This window comes from Citrobacter amalonaticus Y19, from assembly GCF_000981805.1.
GTDB lineage: Bacteria > Pseudomonadota > Gammaproteobacteria > Enterobacterales > Enterobacteriaceae > Citrobacter_A > Citrobacter_A amalonaticus_C.
In genome coordinates this window covers 3,203,894-3,221,066 of sequence record NZ_CP011132.1, presented here as the reverse complement: position 1 = coordinate 3,221,066, position 17,173 = coordinate 3,203,894, and the positions used below count along the sequence as shown (strand labels likewise).

Genomic DNA, 17,173 nt, shown 5'->3' with positions numbered 1-17,173 from the left:
AATAGCCTTATCCGGCCTACGGTTCAAAAGCGTGTGTAGGCCGGATAAGGCGAAGCCGCCATCCGGCATAATTACAGAATTAACAAATACGCGGCAGTGGTTCGGCGTGCGGTAAATCCAGCGTGCGCTTCACGCCGTAAAGACCGGCCAGACGCACGCCTTTACGTTCGACGACTTCGCCAATCAGTGCCGCATCGCGCCCCAGCGGATGGGCATGCAATGCAGCCAGCACCTGCCCGGCCGCCTGACGTTCAACCGCAATCACCAGCTTGCCTTCGTTAGCGAAGTTAAGCGCATCAAGCCCCAACAGTTCACAGACTCCACGAACGGCGGGCTTCACGGGAAGTGCGGATTCGGACAGTTCAATCCCACAACCGCAGGCGGCGGCAAACTCATGGGCGACGGCGTTAACGCCGCCACGGGTGGCATCGCGCAGGGCTTTCACGCCGGGGATATCGCGCAGCGACTGAATCAGCGGCGTCAACACCGCGCAATCGCTGACCAGTTCACCATCCAGCCCCAGCTGTTCACGCAGATTAAGAATGGTTGCCCCGTGATCGCCCAGCGTCCCGCTAACCAGCAGCACATCGCCTGCGCTCAGGGTTTGTGCGCCCCAGTGAATATTCGCAGGAATAGCCCCCATGCCCGCGGTGTTGATGAACAGTTTGTCTGCCGCGCCGCGCTGAACGACTTTGGTATCGCCGGTGACGATGGCGATGTTGGCCTCACGCGCGGTGGCGGCCATGCTGCTCACCACGCTTTTCAGCGTCTCCATCGGCAGTCCTTCTTCAAGGATAAAACCGCAGGAGAGATAGCGTGGGATCGCGCCGCTGACGGCGACGTCATTGGCGGTGCCGCAGATCGCCAGCTTGCCGATGTTACCGCCGGGGAAAAACAGCGGATCAATGACATAGCTGTCGGTGGAGAAGGCTAACCGATCGCCTTCAGCGACCAGTTGCGCCAGTTCAAGCCGCGCCTGATCTTCTTGTTCCGCCAGCCACGGATTGGCAAAGGCTTCCATAAACAGGCTATTAATTAGCTGCTGCATAGCCTGACCGCCGCTGCCGTGGGCGAGTTGTACGCTGTTCATGCTTCACACTCCTGCTGACGATACTGATACCAGGCGGCGCATGCGCCTTCTGAAGAGACCATCAGAGCGCCGAAGGCGGTCTCTGGATTACAGGTCTTGCCAAACAGCGGGCACTGGTGCGGTTTACATTTCCCGGTCAGCACTTCGCCGCAACGGGCGCGCGGATCGTCGTAAACCTGCTGGGGGGCCGGGCGAAAATGCGCTTCGGCATCAAAACGCTGATAGTCGGGCGTCAAATGTACACCGGACGATTCAATCACCCCCAGGCCGCGCCACTCGCTGTCGCCGGTAACGCAAAATACTTCGGCAATGGCCTGTTGCGCCAACAGATTACCGGCATCGGGCACCACGCGGCGGTACTGATTTTCGACCTGACTGTGGGCCGCTATTTTCTGCTCAACCAACATCAGGACGCCTTGCAGTAGATCAAGGGGTTCGAATCCGGCGACCACCAGCGGACGATGAAATTCACTGGCAATAAAATGATAGGCCTCAGTACCGATAACCATGCTGACATGGCCTGGCGCGAGGAACGCATCGATGCCGTTGTCGGGCTGTTCCAGCAGACTGCGCAGGGTAGGAATGAGCGTGATGTGCTGGCAGAAGAAGTAAAAGTTCTGCACGTCGCGCAGTTTCGCCTGTTGCAGGGTAATGGCCGTCGTCGGCATGGTGGTTTCAAAGCCGAGACCGAAGAAAACGACTTTGCGCGTCGGGTTTTCCTGCGCCAGTTTGAGCGCATCCATCGGCGAGTAGACGATGCGAATGTCCGCGCCGCGCGCTTTCGCCTGCAACAGCGAGCTTTGTTTCCCCGGCACGCGCATGGCGTCGCCAAAGGTACAGAAAATCACCTCCGGATGGCTGGCTATCTCCACGCAACTGTCGATACGCCCCATCGGCAACACGCAGACCGGACAGCCCGGACCATGGATAAACTCCACGTTTTCGGGAAGCAACTGGTCGAGACCAAATTTGAAGATAGCGTGCGTATGGCCGCCGCAGACTTCCATAATGCGCAGCGGACGTTCGGCGGTGTACGGCAGATGCGCAGCGCGTTCACGCAGGTGCTCAATCAGTTGCATCACCTGTTCCGGCGCGCGGTATTCATCAACAAAACGCATTATTTTTCCTCGCCATACAGCAGAGCGCCGACGTCAGGCTCAACATCAAACATATTCTGGAGCGCATCGAGCGTGTCGCGCGCTTCGGCTTCGTTAATCACGCTCATGGCAAAACCAACATGAACCAGAACCCACTGGCCCAGACGGGGTTCACCGTGCTCATCGCAACTGCCGACCAGCGTCAGATCGACGTCGCGCTGAATGCCGCAAACGTCGACTTTCGCCAGGTTACCGTCAATGCTGCGGATTTGGCCGGGAACGCCTATGCACATCGCTGTGCCTCCAGCCAGTTCAGCCACTGATCCATCCCTTCGCCGCTGGTGGCGGAAATCAGGATGATCTCGATGTCCGGGTTGACTTCCCGGGCGCTGGCAATGCACTTCTCAACGTCGAAATTCAGGTACGGCAGCAGGTCGACTTTGTTGAGCAGCATCAGCGAGGCGGCGGCGAACATATGCGGGTATTTCAGCGGCTTGTCTTCGCCTTCAGTGACAGAAAGCACCGCCACTTTATGGCGTTCGCCGAGATCAAAGCTCGCCGGGCAGACGAGGTTGCCGACGTTTTCGATAAACAAAATTCCGTGGTCTTCCAACGGCAGACGCGGCGCGGCATCGGCAATCATCTGCGCGTCGAGGTGGCAGCCTTTGCCGGTGTTGACCTGGATTGCGGGCGTGCCGGTGGCACGAATGCGCGCCGCATCGTTGACCGTCTGCTGGTCGCCTTCAATAACGGCACACGGCACACTGTCTTTGAGCTTCATCAGCGTTTCAGTGAGCAGGGTCGTTTTACCGGATCCTGGGCTGGAGACGAGGTTGAGCACCAGTTGCTGGCGCGCGGCGAAGCGGGCGCGGTTGCGCTCAGCCAGCCGGTTGTTCTTATCCAGCACGTCGATTTCCACTTCCAGCATCCGGCGCTGGCTCATGCCCGGCGCGTGGGTTCCGGCTTCACCGTGACCGTAGTGCAGATCGCCTTCTTCAGTCTGGCTCGGGGTGAATTCGGACGTTTTGATGCCGGTAATATTCAGCGCCGGGCGAGCTGCCGGGGCAAAAGGCGCGCTGCGAAACGCGGAATGAGGGTTATGCTCATCACCCTCTATATAAAGGTTGCCTTCAGCGCAACCGCATGTTGTACACATCGCTCACTCCTGATCTATTTCTATTCGTCGAATCTGTAATCCGTCATCGGCCACGATTTGCAGCGTGTCGCTATTGCATTGTGGACAACGGCGTACGCGCTGGGTGAGTAAGGTGACGTACTGCTGACAGGATTCACACCAGCATTCGGCTTCTTGTTCCTCGAGGTGCAGTTTACAACCTTCCGCAACGGTGCCACGGCATACCAGATCAAAACAAAAGGAGAGAGCACTGGTTTCTACGCAAGAAAATGCGCCAATTTTGAGCCAGACCCCAGTTATCCGTTTTGCGCCGTGCGCGACGGCCTGTTGTTCGATCAATTCCAGTGCCCGCTGGCAAAGGGTAATTTCGTGCATATCGCCTCCCGATGTTATGGGCAGGGTTAAGCAATAACTATGCCAGCCTGAAAATTGCGTGTGCGTGCCGATGACGATGATGACGAAATGACATGTCATCAGGTCGTCGACATCCGTCATTTATTTTTAAATTCATGTAAAAACAAACAGTTAAAAACTGGCATGAAAAATGCTTATGGCAGGCTATCTCTGTTAAACGGGTAACCTGACATGACTATTTGGGAAATAAGCGAAAAAGCCGATTACATCGCGCAGCGGCATCGTCGCCTACAGGACCAGTGGCATATTTACTGCAACTCGCTGGTTCAGGGGATCACCCTGTCGAAAGCGCGTCTGCATCATGCGATGAGCTGCGCGCCGGATAAAGATCTCTGCTTCGTTCTGTTCGAACACTTTCGTATCACCGTCACGATGGCGGATGGCTTCAACAGCCACACCATTGAGTATTACGTCGAAACAAAAGATGGCGAAGATAAACAGCTGATTGCACAGGCGCAGTTGAGCATCGACGGCAAAGTGGACGAGCAGGTCAGCAACCGTGAGCGCGAGCAGGTTCTGGAACACTATCTCAATAAAATCGCCAGCGTCTATGACCGACTGTATACCGCCGTTGAGAGCGGCTCGCCGATCAATCTGAGCCAACTGGTGGCGGGACAAAACCCGGCGGCCTGAACGCGGCGTTTTGCGTCGTGACGTCGTGTCATCGGTTGTCACGACGATTTGAGGGACAGACGTGTCGATAAGTGTCGATACTGACATTTCATCGGCATGTTTTCGTCAAAAATGACTATCACCTGAGGAATGCCTGGTGAATCGTTTTGTAATTGCTGACTCCACGCTCTGTATCGGCTGCCACACCTGTGAGGCCGCCTGTTCAGAGACGCATCGCCAGCACGGCCTGCAGTCTATGCCGCGCCTGAAAGTGATGCTGAATGAAAAAGAATCTGCGCCGCAACTTTGCCACCACTGTGAAGATGCCCCCTGCGCCAGCGTATGTCCGGTCAACGCCATTAACCGGGTGGATGGCGCTGTGCAGCTTAATGAAAGCTTGTGCGTGAGCTGCAAACTGTGCGGCATCGCCTGTCCGTTTGGCGCGATCGAATTTTCTGGCAGCCGTCCGCTGCATATCCCGGCCAACGCCAATACCCCGAAGGCCCCGCCTGCGCCACCGGCACCGGCCCGCGTCAGCACGCTGCTGGACTGGGTTCCGGGCGTGCGCGCCATTGCGGTGAAATGTGACCTGTGCAGCTTTGATGAACAAGGCCCGGCCTGCGTGCGGATGTGTCCCACCAAAGCCCTGCATCTGGTGAACAACACGGATATCGCCCGCGCCAGCAAACGCAAACGTGAGCTGACGTTCAATACCGACTTCGGCGATCTCTCCTTGTTTCAGCAGGCTCAGAGTGGAGATGCAAAATGAGCGCAATTTCACTGATCGTAAGCGGCGTGGCCTGGTTTGCCGCCGCCGCTGTCCTGGCATTTCTGTTCTCTTTTCATAAAGCGCTGAGCGGCTGGGTCGCTGGCGTGGGCGGCGCGGTTGGCAGTCTGTGCACCGCCGCGGCGGGTTTCACCGTACTGCTCCACGCCGTTGCCGTGAGCGGCGTGATGCCGTTTATCGGTCATGGCGTACAAATCACCCCGCTGAATGCCATCTGGCTGATTACGCTGGGGCTGTGCGGGCTGTTCGTCAGCCTGTACAACATCGACTGGCATCGCCATCCGCAGGTCAACGCGAACGGCCTGCTGGTGAATCTGCTGATGGCGGCGGCAGTGTGCGCGGTTACTGCCAGCAATCTTGGCACGCTGGTGGTGATGGCGGAAATCATGGCGCTGTGCGCCGTGTTTCTGACCGGTTGTAGCAAAGAAGGCAAGCTGTGGTTTGCGCTGGGACGTCTCGGCACGCTGCTGCTGGCGCTCGCCTGCTGGCTGGTGTGGCAGCGCTATGGCACCCTGGAGTGGCGCCTGCTCGATCTGCGCACGCAGGAACTGCCGCTGGGCTCTGATATCTGGCTGCTCGGCGTGGCGGGCTTTGGTTTGCTGGCGGGGATTATTCCACTGCACGGATGGGTGCCACAGGCACACGCAAACGCCAGCGCACCGGCGGCGGCTCTGTTCTCCACCGTGGTGATGAAGGTCGGTCTGCTGGGCATTCTCTCTTTGTCGCTGATTGGCGGTAATGCGCCGCTGTGGTGGGGCGTGCTGCTGCTGATACTCGGCATGATCACCGCGTTTGTCGGCGGTCTGTATGCGCTGATGGAGCACAATATTCAGCGTCTGCTGGCGTATCACACCCTGGAAAACATCGGCATTATTCTGCTCGGCCTGGGCGCAGGCGTGACCGGGATTGCTCTCAATCAACCGGCGCTGATTGCCCTTGGCCTGACCGGTGGTCTCTACCACCTGGTGAACCACAGCCTGTTCAAAAGCGTACTGTTCCTCGGTGCGGGCAGCATCTGGTTTCGTACTGGCCATCGCGATATCGAAAAGCTGGGCGGCATCGGCAAACGCATGCCGGTCATTTCCATTGCGATGCTGGTTGGGCTGATGGCGATGGCCGCACTGCCGCCGCTGAACGGCTTTGCTGGCGAGTGGGTTATCTATCAGTCCTTCTTCAAACTGGGCAATAGCGGCGCGTTTATCGGTCGTCTGCTGGGGCCATTACTGGCGGTTGGACTGGCGATTACCGGTGCGCTGGCCGTGATGTGTATGGCGAAAGTGTATGGCGTCACCTTCCTCGGCGCGCCGCGCACGAAAGAGGCGGAAAACGCCTGCTGCGCGCCGCTCCTGATGGGTGTCAGCGTCGTGGCGCTGGCGATTTGCTGTGTGCTGGGCGGTGTTGCCGCGCCGTGGCTGCTGCCGCTGCTGGCGACCGCCGTCCCTCTGCCGCTGGAAACCGCCAATACCACCGTTTCGCAGCCGATGATCACGCTGCTGCTGGTAGCCTGTCCGCTACTGCCGTTCATCATCATGGCGATGTTCAAAGGCAACCGTCTGCCGTCGCGTTCACGCGGTACGGCATGGGTTTGCGGCTACGATCACGAGCAGTCGATGGTCATTACCGCACACGGTTTCGCGATGCCGGTGAAAGAAGCCTTTGCTCCGGTCCTCAAATTGCGCAAGTGGCTTAACCCGGTAGCGTGGGTTCCGGGCTGGCAGAGCGCGGCTGTACCGGTTCTGTTCCGTCGTCTGGCGCTGATTGAACTGGCGGTGCTGGTGGTGATTGTAGTTTCGCGAGGAGCCTGAGAATGAGTGTTTTATATCCGTTAATTCAGGCGCTGGTGTTGTTTGCCGCCGCGCCGCTGCTATCCGGCGTGACCCGCGTGGCGCGCGCTCGTTTGCACAATCGCCGCGGTCCGGGCGTGTTGCAGGAGTATCGTGACATTATCAAACTGCTGGGCCGTCAGAGCGTCGCGCCAGCGGACGCTGGCTGGGTTTTCCGTCTGACGCCGTTTGTGATGGTGGGCGTGATGCTGACTATCGCGACCGCGCTGCCGGTGGTGACCGTCGGTTCGCCGCTGCCGCCACTGGGCGATTTGGTAACCCTGATTTACCTCTTCGCCATTGCCCGTTTCTTCTTTTCCATTGCCGGTCTGGATACCGGTAGCCCGTTCACCGCGATTGGCGCCAGCCGTGAAGCGATGCTTGGCGTACTGGTAGAGCCGATCCTGCTGCTGGGCCTGTGGGTTGCGGCGCAGGTGGCCGGTTCCACGCACATCAGCAATATCGCCGATACGATTTATCACTGGCCTGCCGCCCGCAGTATTCCGCTGATTCTGGCGCTGTGCGCCTGTGCGTTTGCCACCTTTATTGAGATGGGCAAACTGCCGTTCGATCTGGCGGAAGCGGAGCAGGAGTTACAGGAAGGGCCGCTGACTGAATACAGCGGCAGCGGCTTTGCGGTACTGAAGTGGGGCATTAGCCTGAAACAGTTGGTGGTACTGCAAATGTTTGTCGGCGTGTTCCTGCCGTGGGGACAGATGGAGACATTCAGCGCAGGTGGACTGCTGCTGGCGCTGGTGATTGCCATCGTCAAGCTGCTGGTCGGCGTGCTGGTGATTGCCCTGTTCGAAAACAGCATGGCGCGTCTGCGTTTTTGCGTCACTTCACGCGTGACCTGGGCCGGTTTTGGGTTTGCGTTTTTAGCGTTCGTCTCCTTGCTGGTGGCGTGATTTAAGAGAGTTTATATATGAACGAAGAAAAACCAGGTCAACAATACCTTGCCGCACTGCACCAGGCGTTTCCTGGCGTGGTGCTGGACGAAGCCTGGCAGACCAGGGATCAACTGACGATCACTGTGAAGGTCAATTATCTGCCGGAAGTGGTCGAATTCCTGTACTACAAGCAGGGCGGGTGGCTCTCTGTGCTGTTTGGCAACGACGAACGCCAGTTGTGTGGTCACTACGCCGTGTATTACGTGCTGTCGATGGAGCAGGGCACCAAATGCTGGATAACGGTGCGTGTTGAGGTCAGCCCGGACAAGCCGGAATACCCGTCCGTTACGCCGCGCGTGCCTGCGGCGGTGTGGGGCGAACGCGAAGTGCGCGATATGTACGGTCTGATCCCGGTTGGTCTGCCGGATGAACGCCGTCTGGTGTTGCCGGATGACTGGCCGGATGAACTGTATCCGCTGCGTAAAGACAGCATGGATTACCGTCAGCGCCCGGCGCCGACCACCGATGCGGAGACGTATCAGTTCATCAACGAACTGGGCGACAAGAAAAACAACGTGGTGCCGATTGGCCCGCTGCACGTCACGTCGGATGAACCGGGTCATTTCCGCCTGTTCGTTGACGGTGAAAATATTATCGACGCCGATTACCGCCTGTTCTATGTCCATCGCGGCATGGAGAAACTGGCGGAAACCCGGATGGGCTATAACGAAGTCACCTTCCTGTCGGATCGTGTCTGCGGGATCTGCGGTTTTGCCCACAGCACCGCGTATACCACGTCGGTTGAAAACGCGATGGGCATCGTGGTGCCGGAACGCGCACAGATGATCCGCGCCATTCTGCTGGAGGTGGAGCGTCTGCACTCCCATCTGCTGAACCTCGGCCTGGCCTGTCACTTCACCGGGTTCGACTCCGGTTTTATGCAGTTCTTCCGCGTACGCGAAACCTCCATGAAGATGGCGGAGATCCTGACCGGGGCGCGGAAAACTTACGGTCTGAACCTGATCGGCGGGATTCGTCGCGATCTGCTGAAAGAGGACATGATCCAGACTCGCCAACTAGCGCAGCAGATGCGTCGCGACGTGCAGGATCTGGTGGAGATGCTGCTCAGTACGCCGAACATGGAACAGCGCACTGTGGGTATTGGTCGTCTGGATCCGGAAATCGCGCGTGATTTCAGTAACGTCGGGCCGATGGTTCGCGCCAGCGGTCACGCCCGCGACACCCGCGCCGATCACCCGTTTGTTGGTTACGGCCTGCTGCCGATGACGGTTCACAGCGAACAGGGCTGTGATGTGATCTCACGCCTGAAGGTGCGCATTAACGAAGTGTACACCGCGCTGAATATGATCGACTTCGGTCTGGACAACCTGCCTGGCGGACCGCTGATGGTGGAAGGCTTTACCTACATTCCGCATCGCTTTGCGCTGGGCTTCTCCGAAGCGCCGCGCGGTGATGATATCCACTGGAGCATGACCGGCGATAACCAGAAGCTGTACCGCTGGCGCTGTCGTGCGGCGACTTACGCCAACTGGCCAACTCTGCGCTACATGCTACGTGGCAACACCGTTTCTGATGCACCGCTGATTATCGGTAGCCTTGACCCTTGCTATTCCTGTACTGACCGTATGACCGTGGTGGATGTGCGTAAGAAGAAGAGCAAAGTCGTGCCGTACAAAGAACTTGAGCGCTACAGCATTGAGCGTAAAAACTCGCCGCTGAAATAAGGAATCGCCATGTTTACCTTTATCAAAAAAGTCATCAAAACCGGCGCGCCGACTTCGTCTTACCCGCTGGAGCCGATTGCGGTTGATAAAAACTTCCGCGGTAAGCCGGAGCATAATCCGCAGCAGTGTATTGGCTGCGCGGCCTGCGTGAATGCCTGTCCGTCGAATGCGCTGACGGTGGAAACCGATCTGGCCAGCGGCGAACTGGCCTGGCAGTTCAATCTCGGGCGCTGCATTTTCTGCGCCCGCTGCGAAGAAGTGTGCCCGACGGCGGCGATCAAGCTTTCGCAGGAGTACGAGCTGGCGGTGTGGAAGAAAGAGGATTTCCTCCAGCAGTCTCGTTTTGCGCTGTGCAACTGCCGCGTGTGTCAGCGTCCTTTCGCTGTGCAGAAAGAGATTGATTACGCCATTGCGCTGCTCAGGCACAACGGCGACAGCCGCGCGGAGCATCACCGCGAAAGCTTTGAGACCTGCCCGGACTGCAAGCGCCAGAAGTGCCTGGTGCCGTCCGACCGTATTGAACTGACTCGCCATATGAAAGAGGCCAGCTGATGAGCAATTTATTAGGCCCGCGTGACGCGAACGGTATTCCGGTACCGATGACGGTGGATGAGTCCATCGCCAGCATGAAGGCGTCCTTGCTGAAAAACATCAAGCGTTCAGCGTATGTTTATCGCGTGGACTGCGGCGGCTGCAACGGCTGTGAAATTGAAATTTTTGCCACTCTGTCACCGCTGTTCGATGCCGAGCGCTTCGGTATCAAAGTCGTACCGTCACCGCGTCATGCGGACATTCTGTTGTTCACCGGCGCGGTCACCCGCGCGATGCGCTCTCCGGCGCTGCGTGCCTGGCAGTCCGCGCCCGATCCTAAAATCTGTATCTCTTACGGCGCCTGCGGCAACAGCGGTGGCATCTTCCACGACCTGTACTGCGTCTGGGGCGGCACCGACAAAATTGTGCCGGTGGATGTGTATATTCCGGGATGCCCGCCGACGCCTGCGGCTACGCTGTACGGATTCGCGATGGCGCTGGGCCTGCTGGAGCAGAAAATTCATGCTCGCGCACCAGGCGAACTGGATGAACAGCCAGCGGAAATTCTGCATCCGGACATGGTGCAGCCGCTGCGTGTGAAGGTCGATCGCGAAGCGCGTCGACTGGCGGGCTATCGCTATGGGCGGCAGATTGCTGATGACTACCTGCGCCAGCTCGGTCAGGGTGAACATCAGGTGGCGCGCTGGCTGGAAGCGGAAAGCGACCCACGCCTGACCGAGATCGTCACGCATCTGAATCAGGTTGTTGAAGAGGCGCGTATCCGATGAGTGAAACGGTGGTGTTCAGTCAACTGAGCCGTAAGTTTATTGATGAGAACGATGCGACGCCCGCAGAGGCGCAGCAGGTTGTCTATTACAGCCTGGCGATTGGTCACCATCTTGGGATCATCGACTGTCTGGAAGCGGCGCTGACCTGCCCGTGGGAGGCGTATCTGGCGTGGATTGCCACGCTGGAAGAGGGGAGCGAGGCCCGCCGGAAGATGGAAGGGGTGCCGAAGTACGGCGAGATTGTCATCGATTTTAATCATGTGCAAATGCTGGCGCACGCGTTCGATCGTGCGCTTGCCGTACAGACCCCGGAACAGCAAGCATGGAGTAAACAGATGCTCAGCATGCTGCATGATATTCATCAGGAGAGCGCCATTTACCTGATGGTGAGGAGACACCGTGACTGACGTTTTATTGTGTGTTGGCAACAGCATGATGGGGGATGACGGCGCGGGTCCGCTGTTGGCAGAAAAATGTGCGGCGCAGGCGAAGGGCCATTGGGTGGTCATCGACGGCGGCAGTGCGCCGGAAAACGATATTGTGGCCATCCGCGAACTACGACCGGATCGTCTGCTGATCGTGGATGCCACCGATATGGGGCTGAATCCCGGCGAGATCCGCATTATTGATCCTGACGATATCGCCGAGATGTTCATGATGACCACCCACAATATGCCGCTGAACTATCTGGTCGATCAGCTCAAAGAAGACGTCGGTGAGGTGATCTTCCTCGGTATTCAACCCGATATCGTCGGATTTTATTACCCCATGACCCAGCCGATTAAGGACGCCGTCGACACCGTTTACCAGCGTCTTGACGGTTGGGAAGGCCACGGCGGTTTCGCGGCTTTAGACGCGTCGTGATGTTCACGCCGGATGACGGTCTGACCTCATCCGGCCTGTTCTTCTCTCACCTGCTCAATCACTAATTTCCCCTGCATCACGGCCACATTGACGATGGTGCCGGTCGGGAACCCCGCCTGTTCCAGCCAGTCGCCATTAATGGTTAACGACGCATGCCGGCTATAGCGGCGCGTATTGCCGGTTTTCGGATCTTCATGGCGCTTTCTGACATAGCTCACCTTTAAACGACGAAACGGCCTGCTGATAGCGACTTCAGGACTGCCAGTCTCAATAGTCATAAACGATTCCTTGTTGCCCACGAGTAGATGAAAATACCTGTATAAAATACCAGTATAAAAGGGAAGGGGCAAACTGGAAACTGGAAGGAAGATAACGGAAACAGAATGCAAAAGATGTAATGGGAAAGGGAGGGAGGCGGAAAAGACCGGACAGCGCGAGCGCCATCCGGCAACCTGTTTACGCCAGATCCTGCCCGTTGCTGGCGATCACTTTTTTATACCACCAGAACGATTTTTTACGGGTTCGCGCAAGCGTACCGTTCCCGGCATCATCACGGTCGACATAGACAAATCCATACCGTTTGCTCATCTCCCCCGTCGACGCGGCCACCAGATCGATACAGCCCCAGGTGGTGTAACCCATCAGCGGCACACCATCCTCAATGGCGTCAGCCATGGCCCGGATATGTTCGCGCAGATAGCTGATGCGGTAATCGTCATTAATGTTGCCGTCGGCATCGATTTCATCTTTTGCCCCAAGACCGTTTTCCACCAGAAACAGCGGTTTCTGATAGCGGTCGTACATCATGTTCATGGTGATGCGCAGGCCAAGCGGGTCTATTCCCCAACCCCAGTCGCTCACCTGAAGGTACGGGTTGCGAAGTGACTTCACCACGTTCGCGGCACTGGTGTTCCTGGTGTTCATCTCAGCCGACGCACAGCGTGATGCGTAATAACTGAAAGAGACAAAATCGACGGTATTTTTCAGGATCGCATCATCTTCCGGGGCTTTCTCTATCACCACGCCTTTCTCGCGGAACACGCGAGCGGAATAGGCGGGATACGCCCCGCGCGCCTGCACATCAATAAAGAACAGGTTTTCGCGGTCTTTTTCCAGCGCCGTCCAGACATCTTCCGGCTTACAGGAGTACGGGTAAAAGTTCCCGCCCGCCAACATACAGCCGACCTGGTTTTGCGGGTTTACCTCATGAGCGATTTTCGTCGCCAGGGCGCTGGCGATCAGCTCATGGTGCGCGGCCTGATATTTCACCTGATCCTGATTTTCCCCCTCTTCAAACACCAGCCCGGCGCCGGAGAACGGGCTGTGCAGCATGATGTTGATTTCATTGAAGGTCAGCCAGTATTTCACCAGACCGTCGAAGGCTTCAAAACAGGTGCGCGCATAGCGAGTGAAAAAATCCACCATCTTGCGGTTACGCCAGGAGCCGTATTCGGTGACCAGATGCATCGGTACATCGAAGTGACACAGCGTCACCAGCGGTTCAATACCGTATTTTTTGCACTCGGCAAACACCGCGCGATAGAACGCAATACCTTCCTCGTTTGGCGTCAGTTCGTCGCCGTTGGGATAAATACGGCTCCAGGCAATCGAGGTACGAAAGACGGTGAAGCCCATTTCCGCCATCAGGGCGATATCGTCTTTATAGCGATGATAAAAATCGATTGCCTCGTGGCTTGGATAAAATTCGTCATTCCGCAGTTGAAAGCGTTTCTCCAGTCCCAGTTTGACCGGCATGCGATGCTCGCCGTGCGGGATCATATCGACGGTGGTCAGCCCTTTGCCGCCCTCCCGGTATGCCCCTTCAGACTGGTTGGCGGCCAGTGCGCCGCCCCATAAAAATCCTTGCGGAAATACAGCCATAATAAACCTCAGTGAATAACAGTCAGACGCTGGCGCTTTTTACCGCGGACGGTTGCGCAGCCTGGTTTTTTCGTGCCTGTGCGGCTGCATCCTCGACGGGGATATCCTCAAAGCCCAGCAGCAGCGTCAGGACAAACGACAACACGACCGCCAGCGCCATGACGCCGAACACCCAGACGATGGTCATGGGATTAGCCGGATCGAAGAACTGAACGCTGGTAAACAGGCCCGGTGCCGCCATCGAGTGGCTGGCGAGTCCGGCCATCCCGGCAACCGCACCACAAATGAAGCCGCTGATAAGACTCGCAATCAGCGGACGTTTCAGACGTACCGCCACCCCGTAGAGGGCCGGTTCCGAAATCCCGGCCATAATGGCGGAAGCGGCGGCGGCCAGCGCGGTCTGGCGCAGTTCCGGGTTTTTCGTTTTCCAGGCAACCGCCAGCGAGGAGCCGCCAAGCGACAGGTTGGCACCAATTTCGGACGGCATTACCATTCCTTCTTTGCCCGTTTCGGCGATGGTCTGGATGATGGTCGGCGTAAAGACGCGGTGCATCCCGGTCATCACCAGCAGCGGCCACAGTGCGCCCATAATGGCGACAGACAGCCAGCCGAGATAGCCGTGAATGGTATAGACCAGCGCTGAAATGGCGCTACCGATCCAGATGCCAATTGGCCCGATCAGGACGATGGCAAGCGGTGCGGCGATCAGCACGATCAGCATGGGTTTCAGGAAGTTTTTGGTGACCGCGGGGGTAATGCGATCCACCCAGCGTTCGATATACGACAGGCACCAGGTCATGACCAGCGCCGGGATCACCGTATAGGTATATTTCACCGCCGTGACCGGGATCAGCGCGAATTCAACGTGTTCGCCCTGCGCCGCTTTCGCCATCAGATCGATAAAGCTCGGATGCACCAGCACCCCGGCAATGGCGATCGCCAGCGACATGTTAGTTTTGAATTTAATTGCCGCTGATGCCGCCACCATTAACGGCAGGAAGAAGAAGGCGCCATCGCCGATCACGGTCAGGATCGTTAACGTGGAAGAGCCTTTTTCCAGCACGCCGGTCATTTCAAGGATCATCGCCAACAGTTTGAGCATCGATCCGCCGATAATCGCCGGGATCAGCGGCGACATGGTGCCGATCAGCGCATCCAGGATCCCTGCGCCAATGCGTCTGAGCGTCAGCTTCGGTTTACCGACGGGTTCGGCAGGTTGCATATCGCCGGGCAGCAGGCTGACGACTTCCCGATACGCCTGGGAGACGGTATTACCGATGATGACCTGACACTGGTTGTCGCTGCGAACCACGCCGAGTACGCCGCTGAGGGTTTTGAGCGTGGCGCTGTCGACCCGCGCGTCATCTTTCACGACGAAACGCAGACGCGTCATGCAGTGTGTCACTGCGGTGATGTTGTCGACGCCGCCCAGAGCCGTCACCACGGAGCGCGCCAGCGCTGCATAATTCTTGGACATAGGATTTTTATCCTGTTTTATCAGTAGGGTACGTTTTATTTTGCCGTGCGTTCGTCTGAACGATCGTCGGTGATGAAACGCTGGTGAGAAACCGGTTCCACAAAATCATGAATAATTTGTAATTATCAGGCAATGTTTAATTTTGTTTATTTGTCTGAATTGTGATTTGAGTCACTCGATATTTCCTGGCGTGATTTAGCATCTGGGACAACTACGCGGAGGTGAAGTACACTGCATCCCATTGCGAGAAAAGGAAGAAAACTTATGACGACGATGCTGGAGGTAGCGCAGCGGGCCGGGGTGTCGAAGGCGACGGTCTCCAGGGTGCTTTCAGGGAATGGCTACGTCAGCCAGGAAACGAAGGATCGCGTCTTTCAGGCGATTGAAGAGAGCGGTTATCGGCCAAACCTGCTGGCGCGTAGCCTTGCGGCGAAAACCAGTCAGACGCTGGGACTGGTGGTGACCAACACCCTCTACCACGGCGTCTATTTCAGCGAGTTACTGTTTCACACCGCGCGGATGGCGGAAGACAAAGGCCGCCAGTTGCTGCTTGCGGATGGTAAGCACAGCGCCGAGGAAGAGCGTCAGGCGATCCAGTATCTGCTGGATTTGCGCTGCGACGCCATTATGATCTACCCGCGTTTTCTCAGCGTGGATGAGATCGATAAAATTATCGACAGCCACTCGCAGCCGATTATGGTTCTTAACCGCCGGTTACGAAAAAACAGCAGCCACTGCGTCTGGTGCGATCAAAAGCAAACCAGTTTTAACGCCGTGGCGGAACTGATTGCCGCAGGCCATCAGCAGATTGCCTTTATTACCGGCTCGATGGACTCGCCGACCGGGGTTGAACGCCTGTCGGGGTACAAAGAGGCGCTGACCCGACACGGTATCGCCGTCAATGACGAGCTGATCGTTAAGGGGAAATGGACGCCTGCCTGCGGCGCGGCGGGAGTGGACGCGCTGCTTTCGCGCAACGTGACGTTCAGTGCGCTGGTAGCCAGCAACGACGACATGGCGATTGGGGCCATCAAACAGTTGCATGACAAAGGGCTGGCCGTGCCGTCTCGGGTGTCGGTGATCGGTTTTGACGATATCGCGATGGCGCCCTACACCATACCGGCACTCTCCAGCGTCAAAATTCCGGTGACGGAGATGATTCAGGAGACCATCGGTCGACTCATCTTCATGCTGGACGGCGGGGCGTTTACGCCACCGAAAAGCTTCACCGGCACGCTGATCTGCCGCGATTCTGTTGCGCCTGTCGCGGCGCGATAAAAATTGTCACCCGTCATCGTCATTCGTGACGATGACACCGCAATGGTCGCCCTCCGTATTTAAATATCGTTAAATTACAGCAAGATAAAAAACTGGCATGATTTGTGAATGTTTCGGCACATTATCTGTCATTGCTGGAGAGTTTGATGAACCGTTTCATCATTGCAGACGCCAATAAGTGCATTGGTTGCCGTACCTGTGAGGTGGCCTGCGTGGTCTCCCATCAGGAAAACCAGGACTGCGCGTCACTGACCCCTGAAACCTTTTTACCCCGTATCCATGTGATCAAAGGCGTCAATGTCTCGACGGCGACATTGTGCCGCCAGTGTGAGGACGCGCCATGTGCGAACGTTTGTCCGAACGGTGCCATCAGCCGTGATAAAGGCTTTGTCCATGTCATGCAGGAACGTTGCATTGGCTGTAAAACCTGCGTGGTGGCTTGTCCGTATGGGGCAATGGAGGTGGTGGTGCGTCCGGTCGTGCGTAACAGCGGCGCGGGCCTGAACGTGCGGGCGGAAAAAGCGGAAGCCAACAAGTGCGATCTCTGTCATCATCGTGACGCCGGTCCGGCCTGTATGGAAGCCTGTCCGACGCACGCACTGATTTGTGTGGATCGCAACAAGCTTGAGCAACTCAGCGCCGAAAAACGTCGTCGCGCGGCGCTGGATTCTTCTGCATCTTTGCTGTTCTGATATCTGAAAATCCGCGTAAAATACGGTCGTACTTATGCCGGATGGCGGCTTCGCCTTATCCGGCCTACT

General features: G+C 57.2%; 19 protein-coding genes. 11 read left to right on the top strand and 8 right to left on the bottom strand.

What is annotated here, in order from left to right; translation table 11 throughout:
- Positions 1-79: 79 nt before the first annotated feature.
- The 5 genes from hypE to hypA are packed head-to-tail and all read right to left on the bottom strand — an operon-like array spanning position 80 to position 3,697.
- Positions 80-1,090 (bottom strand): hydrogenase maturation carbamoyl dehydratase HypE, encoded by a 1,011-nt coding sequence (gene hypE / locus F384_RS14845; protein WP_046486421.1) that lies wholly within the window; start codon positions 1,088-1,090, stop codon positions 80-82.
- Entirely contained in the window at positions 1,087-2,208 is a 1,122-nt protein-coding gene (gene hypD, locus F384_RS14840) for a hydrogenase formation protein HypD (RefSeq protein WP_046486418.1), read from the bottom strand. Before hypD ends, hypE begins: the two co-directional genes overlap by 4 nt.
- Positions 2,208-2,480 carry a hydrogenase 3 maturation protein HypC gene (gene hypC / locus F384_RS14835; protein ID WP_046486415.1) on the bottom strand — a complete coding sequence of 91 codons (273 nt, stop codon included), beginning with the start codon at positions 2,478-2,480 and terminating at the stop codon, positions 2,208-2,210. The genes hypD and hypC overlap by 1 nt, the downstream gene beginning before the upstream one ends.
- Positions 2,471-3,343, bottom strand: a complete 873-nt coding sequence (gene hypB / locus F384_RS14830; protein ID WP_042999585.1) for a hydrogenase nickel incorporation protein HypB — start codon at positions 3,341-3,343, stop codon at positions 2,471-2,473. The genes hypC and hypB overlap by 10 nt, the downstream gene beginning before the upstream one ends.
- A 3-nt stretch (positions 3,344-3,346) precedes the next feature.
- Complete coding sequence (gene hypA / locus F384_RS14825) at positions 3,347-3,697, bottom strand: hydrogenase maturation nickel metallochaperone HypA (RefSeq protein ID WP_042322631.1); 351 nt, start codon at positions 3,695-3,697, stop codon at positions 3,347-3,349.
- A gap of 210 nt (positions 3,698-3,907) precedes the next feature.
- Between hypA and hycA the strand changes: the two genes are divergently transcribed.
- The 9 genes from hycA to hycI all read left to right on the top strand — a co-directional run bounded on the left by hycA (position 3,908) and on the right by hycI (position 11,776).
- Positions 3,908-4,369, top strand: a complete 462-nt coding sequence (gene hycA, locus F384_RS14820; protein WP_046486413.1) for a formate hydrogenlyase regulator HycA — start codon at positions 3,908-3,910, stop codon at positions 4,367-4,369.
- 136 nt (positions 4,370-4,505) lie between these two features.
- Complete coding sequence (hycB, locus tag F384_RS14815; RefSeq protein WP_046486410.1) at positions 4,506-5,117, top strand: formate hydrogenlyase subunit HycB; 612 nt, start codon at positions 4,506-4,508, stop codon at positions 5,115-5,117.
- Entirely contained in the window at positions 5,114-6,940 is a 1,827-nt protein-coding gene (gene hycC / locus F384_RS14810) for a formate hydrogenlyase subunit 3 (protein WP_046486407.1), read from the top strand. The genes hycB and hycC overlap by 4 nt, the downstream gene beginning before the upstream one ends.
- A 2-nt stretch (positions 6,941-6,942) precedes the next feature.
- Complete coding sequence (locus F384_RS14805) at positions 6,943-7,866, top strand: respiratory chain complex I subunit 1 family protein (RefSeq protein WP_046486405.1); 924 nt, start codon at positions 6,943-6,945, stop codon at positions 7,864-7,866.
- 17 nt (positions 7,867-7,883) lie between these two features.
- A complete protein-coding gene (hycE, locus tag F384_RS14800; protein WP_046486403.1) occupies positions 7,884-9,593 on the top strand; it encodes a formate hydrogenlyase subunit HycE in 1,710 nt (569 codons plus the stop codon).
- A 9-nt stretch (positions 9,594-9,602) separates the two neighbouring features.
- A complete protein-coding gene (locus tag F384_RS14795; protein WP_046486402.1) occupies positions 9,603-10,145 on the top strand; it encodes a formate hydrogenlyase complex iron-sulfur subunit in 543 nt (180 codons plus the stop codon).
- The gene (hycG, locus tag F384_RS14790) at positions 10,145-10,912 is read left to right on the top strand and encodes a formate hydrogenlyase subunit HycG (RefSeq protein WP_046486400.1); all 768 of its coding nucleotides are present in this window, start codon (positions 10,145-10,147) and stop codon (positions 10,910-10,912) included. Before F384_RS14795 ends, hycG begins: the two co-directional genes overlap by 1 nt.
- Positions 10,909-11,319, top strand: coding sequence for a formate hydrogenlyase maturation HycH family protein (locus F384_RS14785; protein WP_046486398.1), 411 nt, complete (start codon positions 10,909-10,911; stop codon positions 11,317-11,319). Before hycG ends, F384_RS14785 begins: the two co-directional genes overlap by 4 nt.
- On the top strand, positions 11,312-11,776 hold the full coding sequence (gene hycI, locus F384_RS14780) for a hydrogenase maturation peptidase HycI (RefSeq protein ID WP_046486396.1): 465 nt from the start codon (positions 11,312-11,314) through the stop codon (positions 11,774-11,776). The genes F384_RS14785 and hycI overlap by 8 nt, the downstream gene beginning before the upstream one ends.
- A gap of 26 nt (positions 11,777-11,802) precedes the next feature.
- On the opposite strand, the gene F384_RS14775 is transcribed toward hycI, so the two are convergent.
- From F384_RS14775 to ascF, 3 genes are all read right to left on the bottom strand, one after another.
- Positions 11,803-12,054 carry a SymE family type I addiction module toxin gene (locus F384_RS14775; RefSeq protein ID WP_046486394.1) on the bottom strand — a complete coding sequence of 84 codons (252 nt, stop codon included), beginning with the start codon at positions 12,052-12,054 and terminating at the stop codon, positions 11,803-11,805.
- 178 nt (positions 12,055-12,232) lie between these two features.
- Complete coding sequence (locus F384_RS14770; RefSeq protein WP_046486392.1) at positions 12,233-13,657, bottom strand: 6-phospho-beta-glucosidase; 1,425 nt, start codon at positions 13,655-13,657, stop codon at positions 12,233-12,235.
- Between the two features lie 22 nt (positions 13,658-13,679).
- Positions 13,680-15,134, bottom strand: coding sequence for a PTS cellobiose/arbutin/salicin transporter subunit IIBC (ascF, locus tag F384_RS14765; protein WP_046486390.1), 1,455 nt, complete (start codon positions 15,132-15,134; stop codon positions 13,680-13,682).
- A gap of 264 nt (positions 15,135-15,398) precedes the next feature.
- On the opposite strand from ascF, the gene F384_RS14760 reads away from it, so the two are divergent.
- Together F384_RS14760 and hydN are read left to right on the top strand one after the other, a co-directional pair.
- Positions 15,399-16,412 (top strand): LacI family DNA-binding transcriptional regulator, encoded by a 1,014-nt coding sequence (locus F384_RS14760; RefSeq protein WP_046486388.1) that lies wholly within the window; start codon positions 15,399-15,401, stop codon positions 16,410-16,412.
- A 146-nt stretch (positions 16,413-16,558) separates the two neighbouring features.
- A complete protein-coding gene (gene hydN / locus F384_RS14755) occupies positions 16,559-17,104 on the top strand; it encodes an electron transport protein HydN (protein WP_042322661.1) in 546 nt (181 codons plus the stop codon).
- Positions 17,105-17,173: the final 69 nt, after the last annotated feature.

Coding starts and splice junctions, on each gene's coding strand:
- hycG (WP_046486400.1), top strand. CDS start 10,145: ATGAGCAATTTATTAGGCCCGCGTGACGCGAACGGTATTCCGGTACCG.
- hypA (WP_042322631.1), bottom strand. CDS start 3,697: ATGCACGAAATTACCCTTTGCCAGCGGGCACTGGAATTGATCGAACAA.
- hycE (WP_046486403.1), top strand. CDS start 7,884: ATGAACGAAGAAAAACCAGGTCAACAATACCTTGCCGCACTGCACCAG.
- F384_RS14760 (WP_046486388.1), top strand. CDS start 15,399: ATGACGACGATGCTGGAGGTAGCGCAGCGGGCCGGGGTGTCGAAGGCG.
- hycA (WP_046486413.1), top strand. CDS start 3,908: ATGACTATTTGGGAAATAAGCGAAAAAGCCGATTACATCGCGCAGCGG.
- hypB (WP_042999585.1), bottom strand. CDS start 3,343: ATGTGTACAACATGCGGTTGCGCTGAAGGCAACCTTTATATAGAGGGT.
- ascF (WP_046486390.1), bottom strand. CDS start 15,134: ATGTCCAAGAATTATGCAGCGCTGGCGCGCTCCGTGGTGACGGCTCTG.
- hypE (WP_046486421.1), bottom strand. CDS start 1,090: ATGAACAGCGTACAACTCGCCCACGGCAGCGGCGGTCAGGCTATGCAG.
- F384_RS14775 (WP_046486394.1), bottom strand. CDS start 12,054: ATGACTATTGAGACTGGCAGTCCTGAAGTCGCTATCAGCAGGCCGTTT.
- F384_RS14770 (WP_046486392.1), bottom strand. CDS start 13,657: ATGGCTGTATTTCCGCAAGGATTTTTATGGGGCGGCGCACTGGCCGCC.
- hypD (WP_046486418.1), bottom strand. CDS start 2,208: ATGCGTTTTGTTGATGAATACCGCGCGCCGGAACAGGTGATGCAACTG.
- hydN (WP_042322661.1), top strand. CDS start 16,559: ATGAACCGTTTCATCATTGCAGACGCCAATAAGTGCATTGGTTGCCGT.
- F384_RS14795 (WP_046486402.1), top strand. CDS start 9,603: ATGTTTACCTTTATCAAAAAAGTCATCAAAACCGGCGCGCCGACTTCG.
- F384_RS14805 (WP_046486405.1), top strand. CDS start 6,943: ATGAGTGTTTTATATCCGTTAATTCAGGCGCTGGTGTTGTTTGCCGCC.
- hypC (WP_046486415.1), bottom strand. CDS start 2,480: ATGTGCATAGGCGTTCCCGGCCAAATCCGCAGCATTGACGGTAACCTG.
- hycC (WP_046486407.1), top strand. CDS start 5,114: ATGAGCGCAATTTCACTGATCGTAAGCGGCGTGGCCTGGTTTGCCGCC.
- F384_RS14785 (WP_046486398.1), top strand. CDS start 10,909: ATGAGTGAAACGGTGGTGTTCAGTCAACTGAGCCGTAAGTTTATTGAT.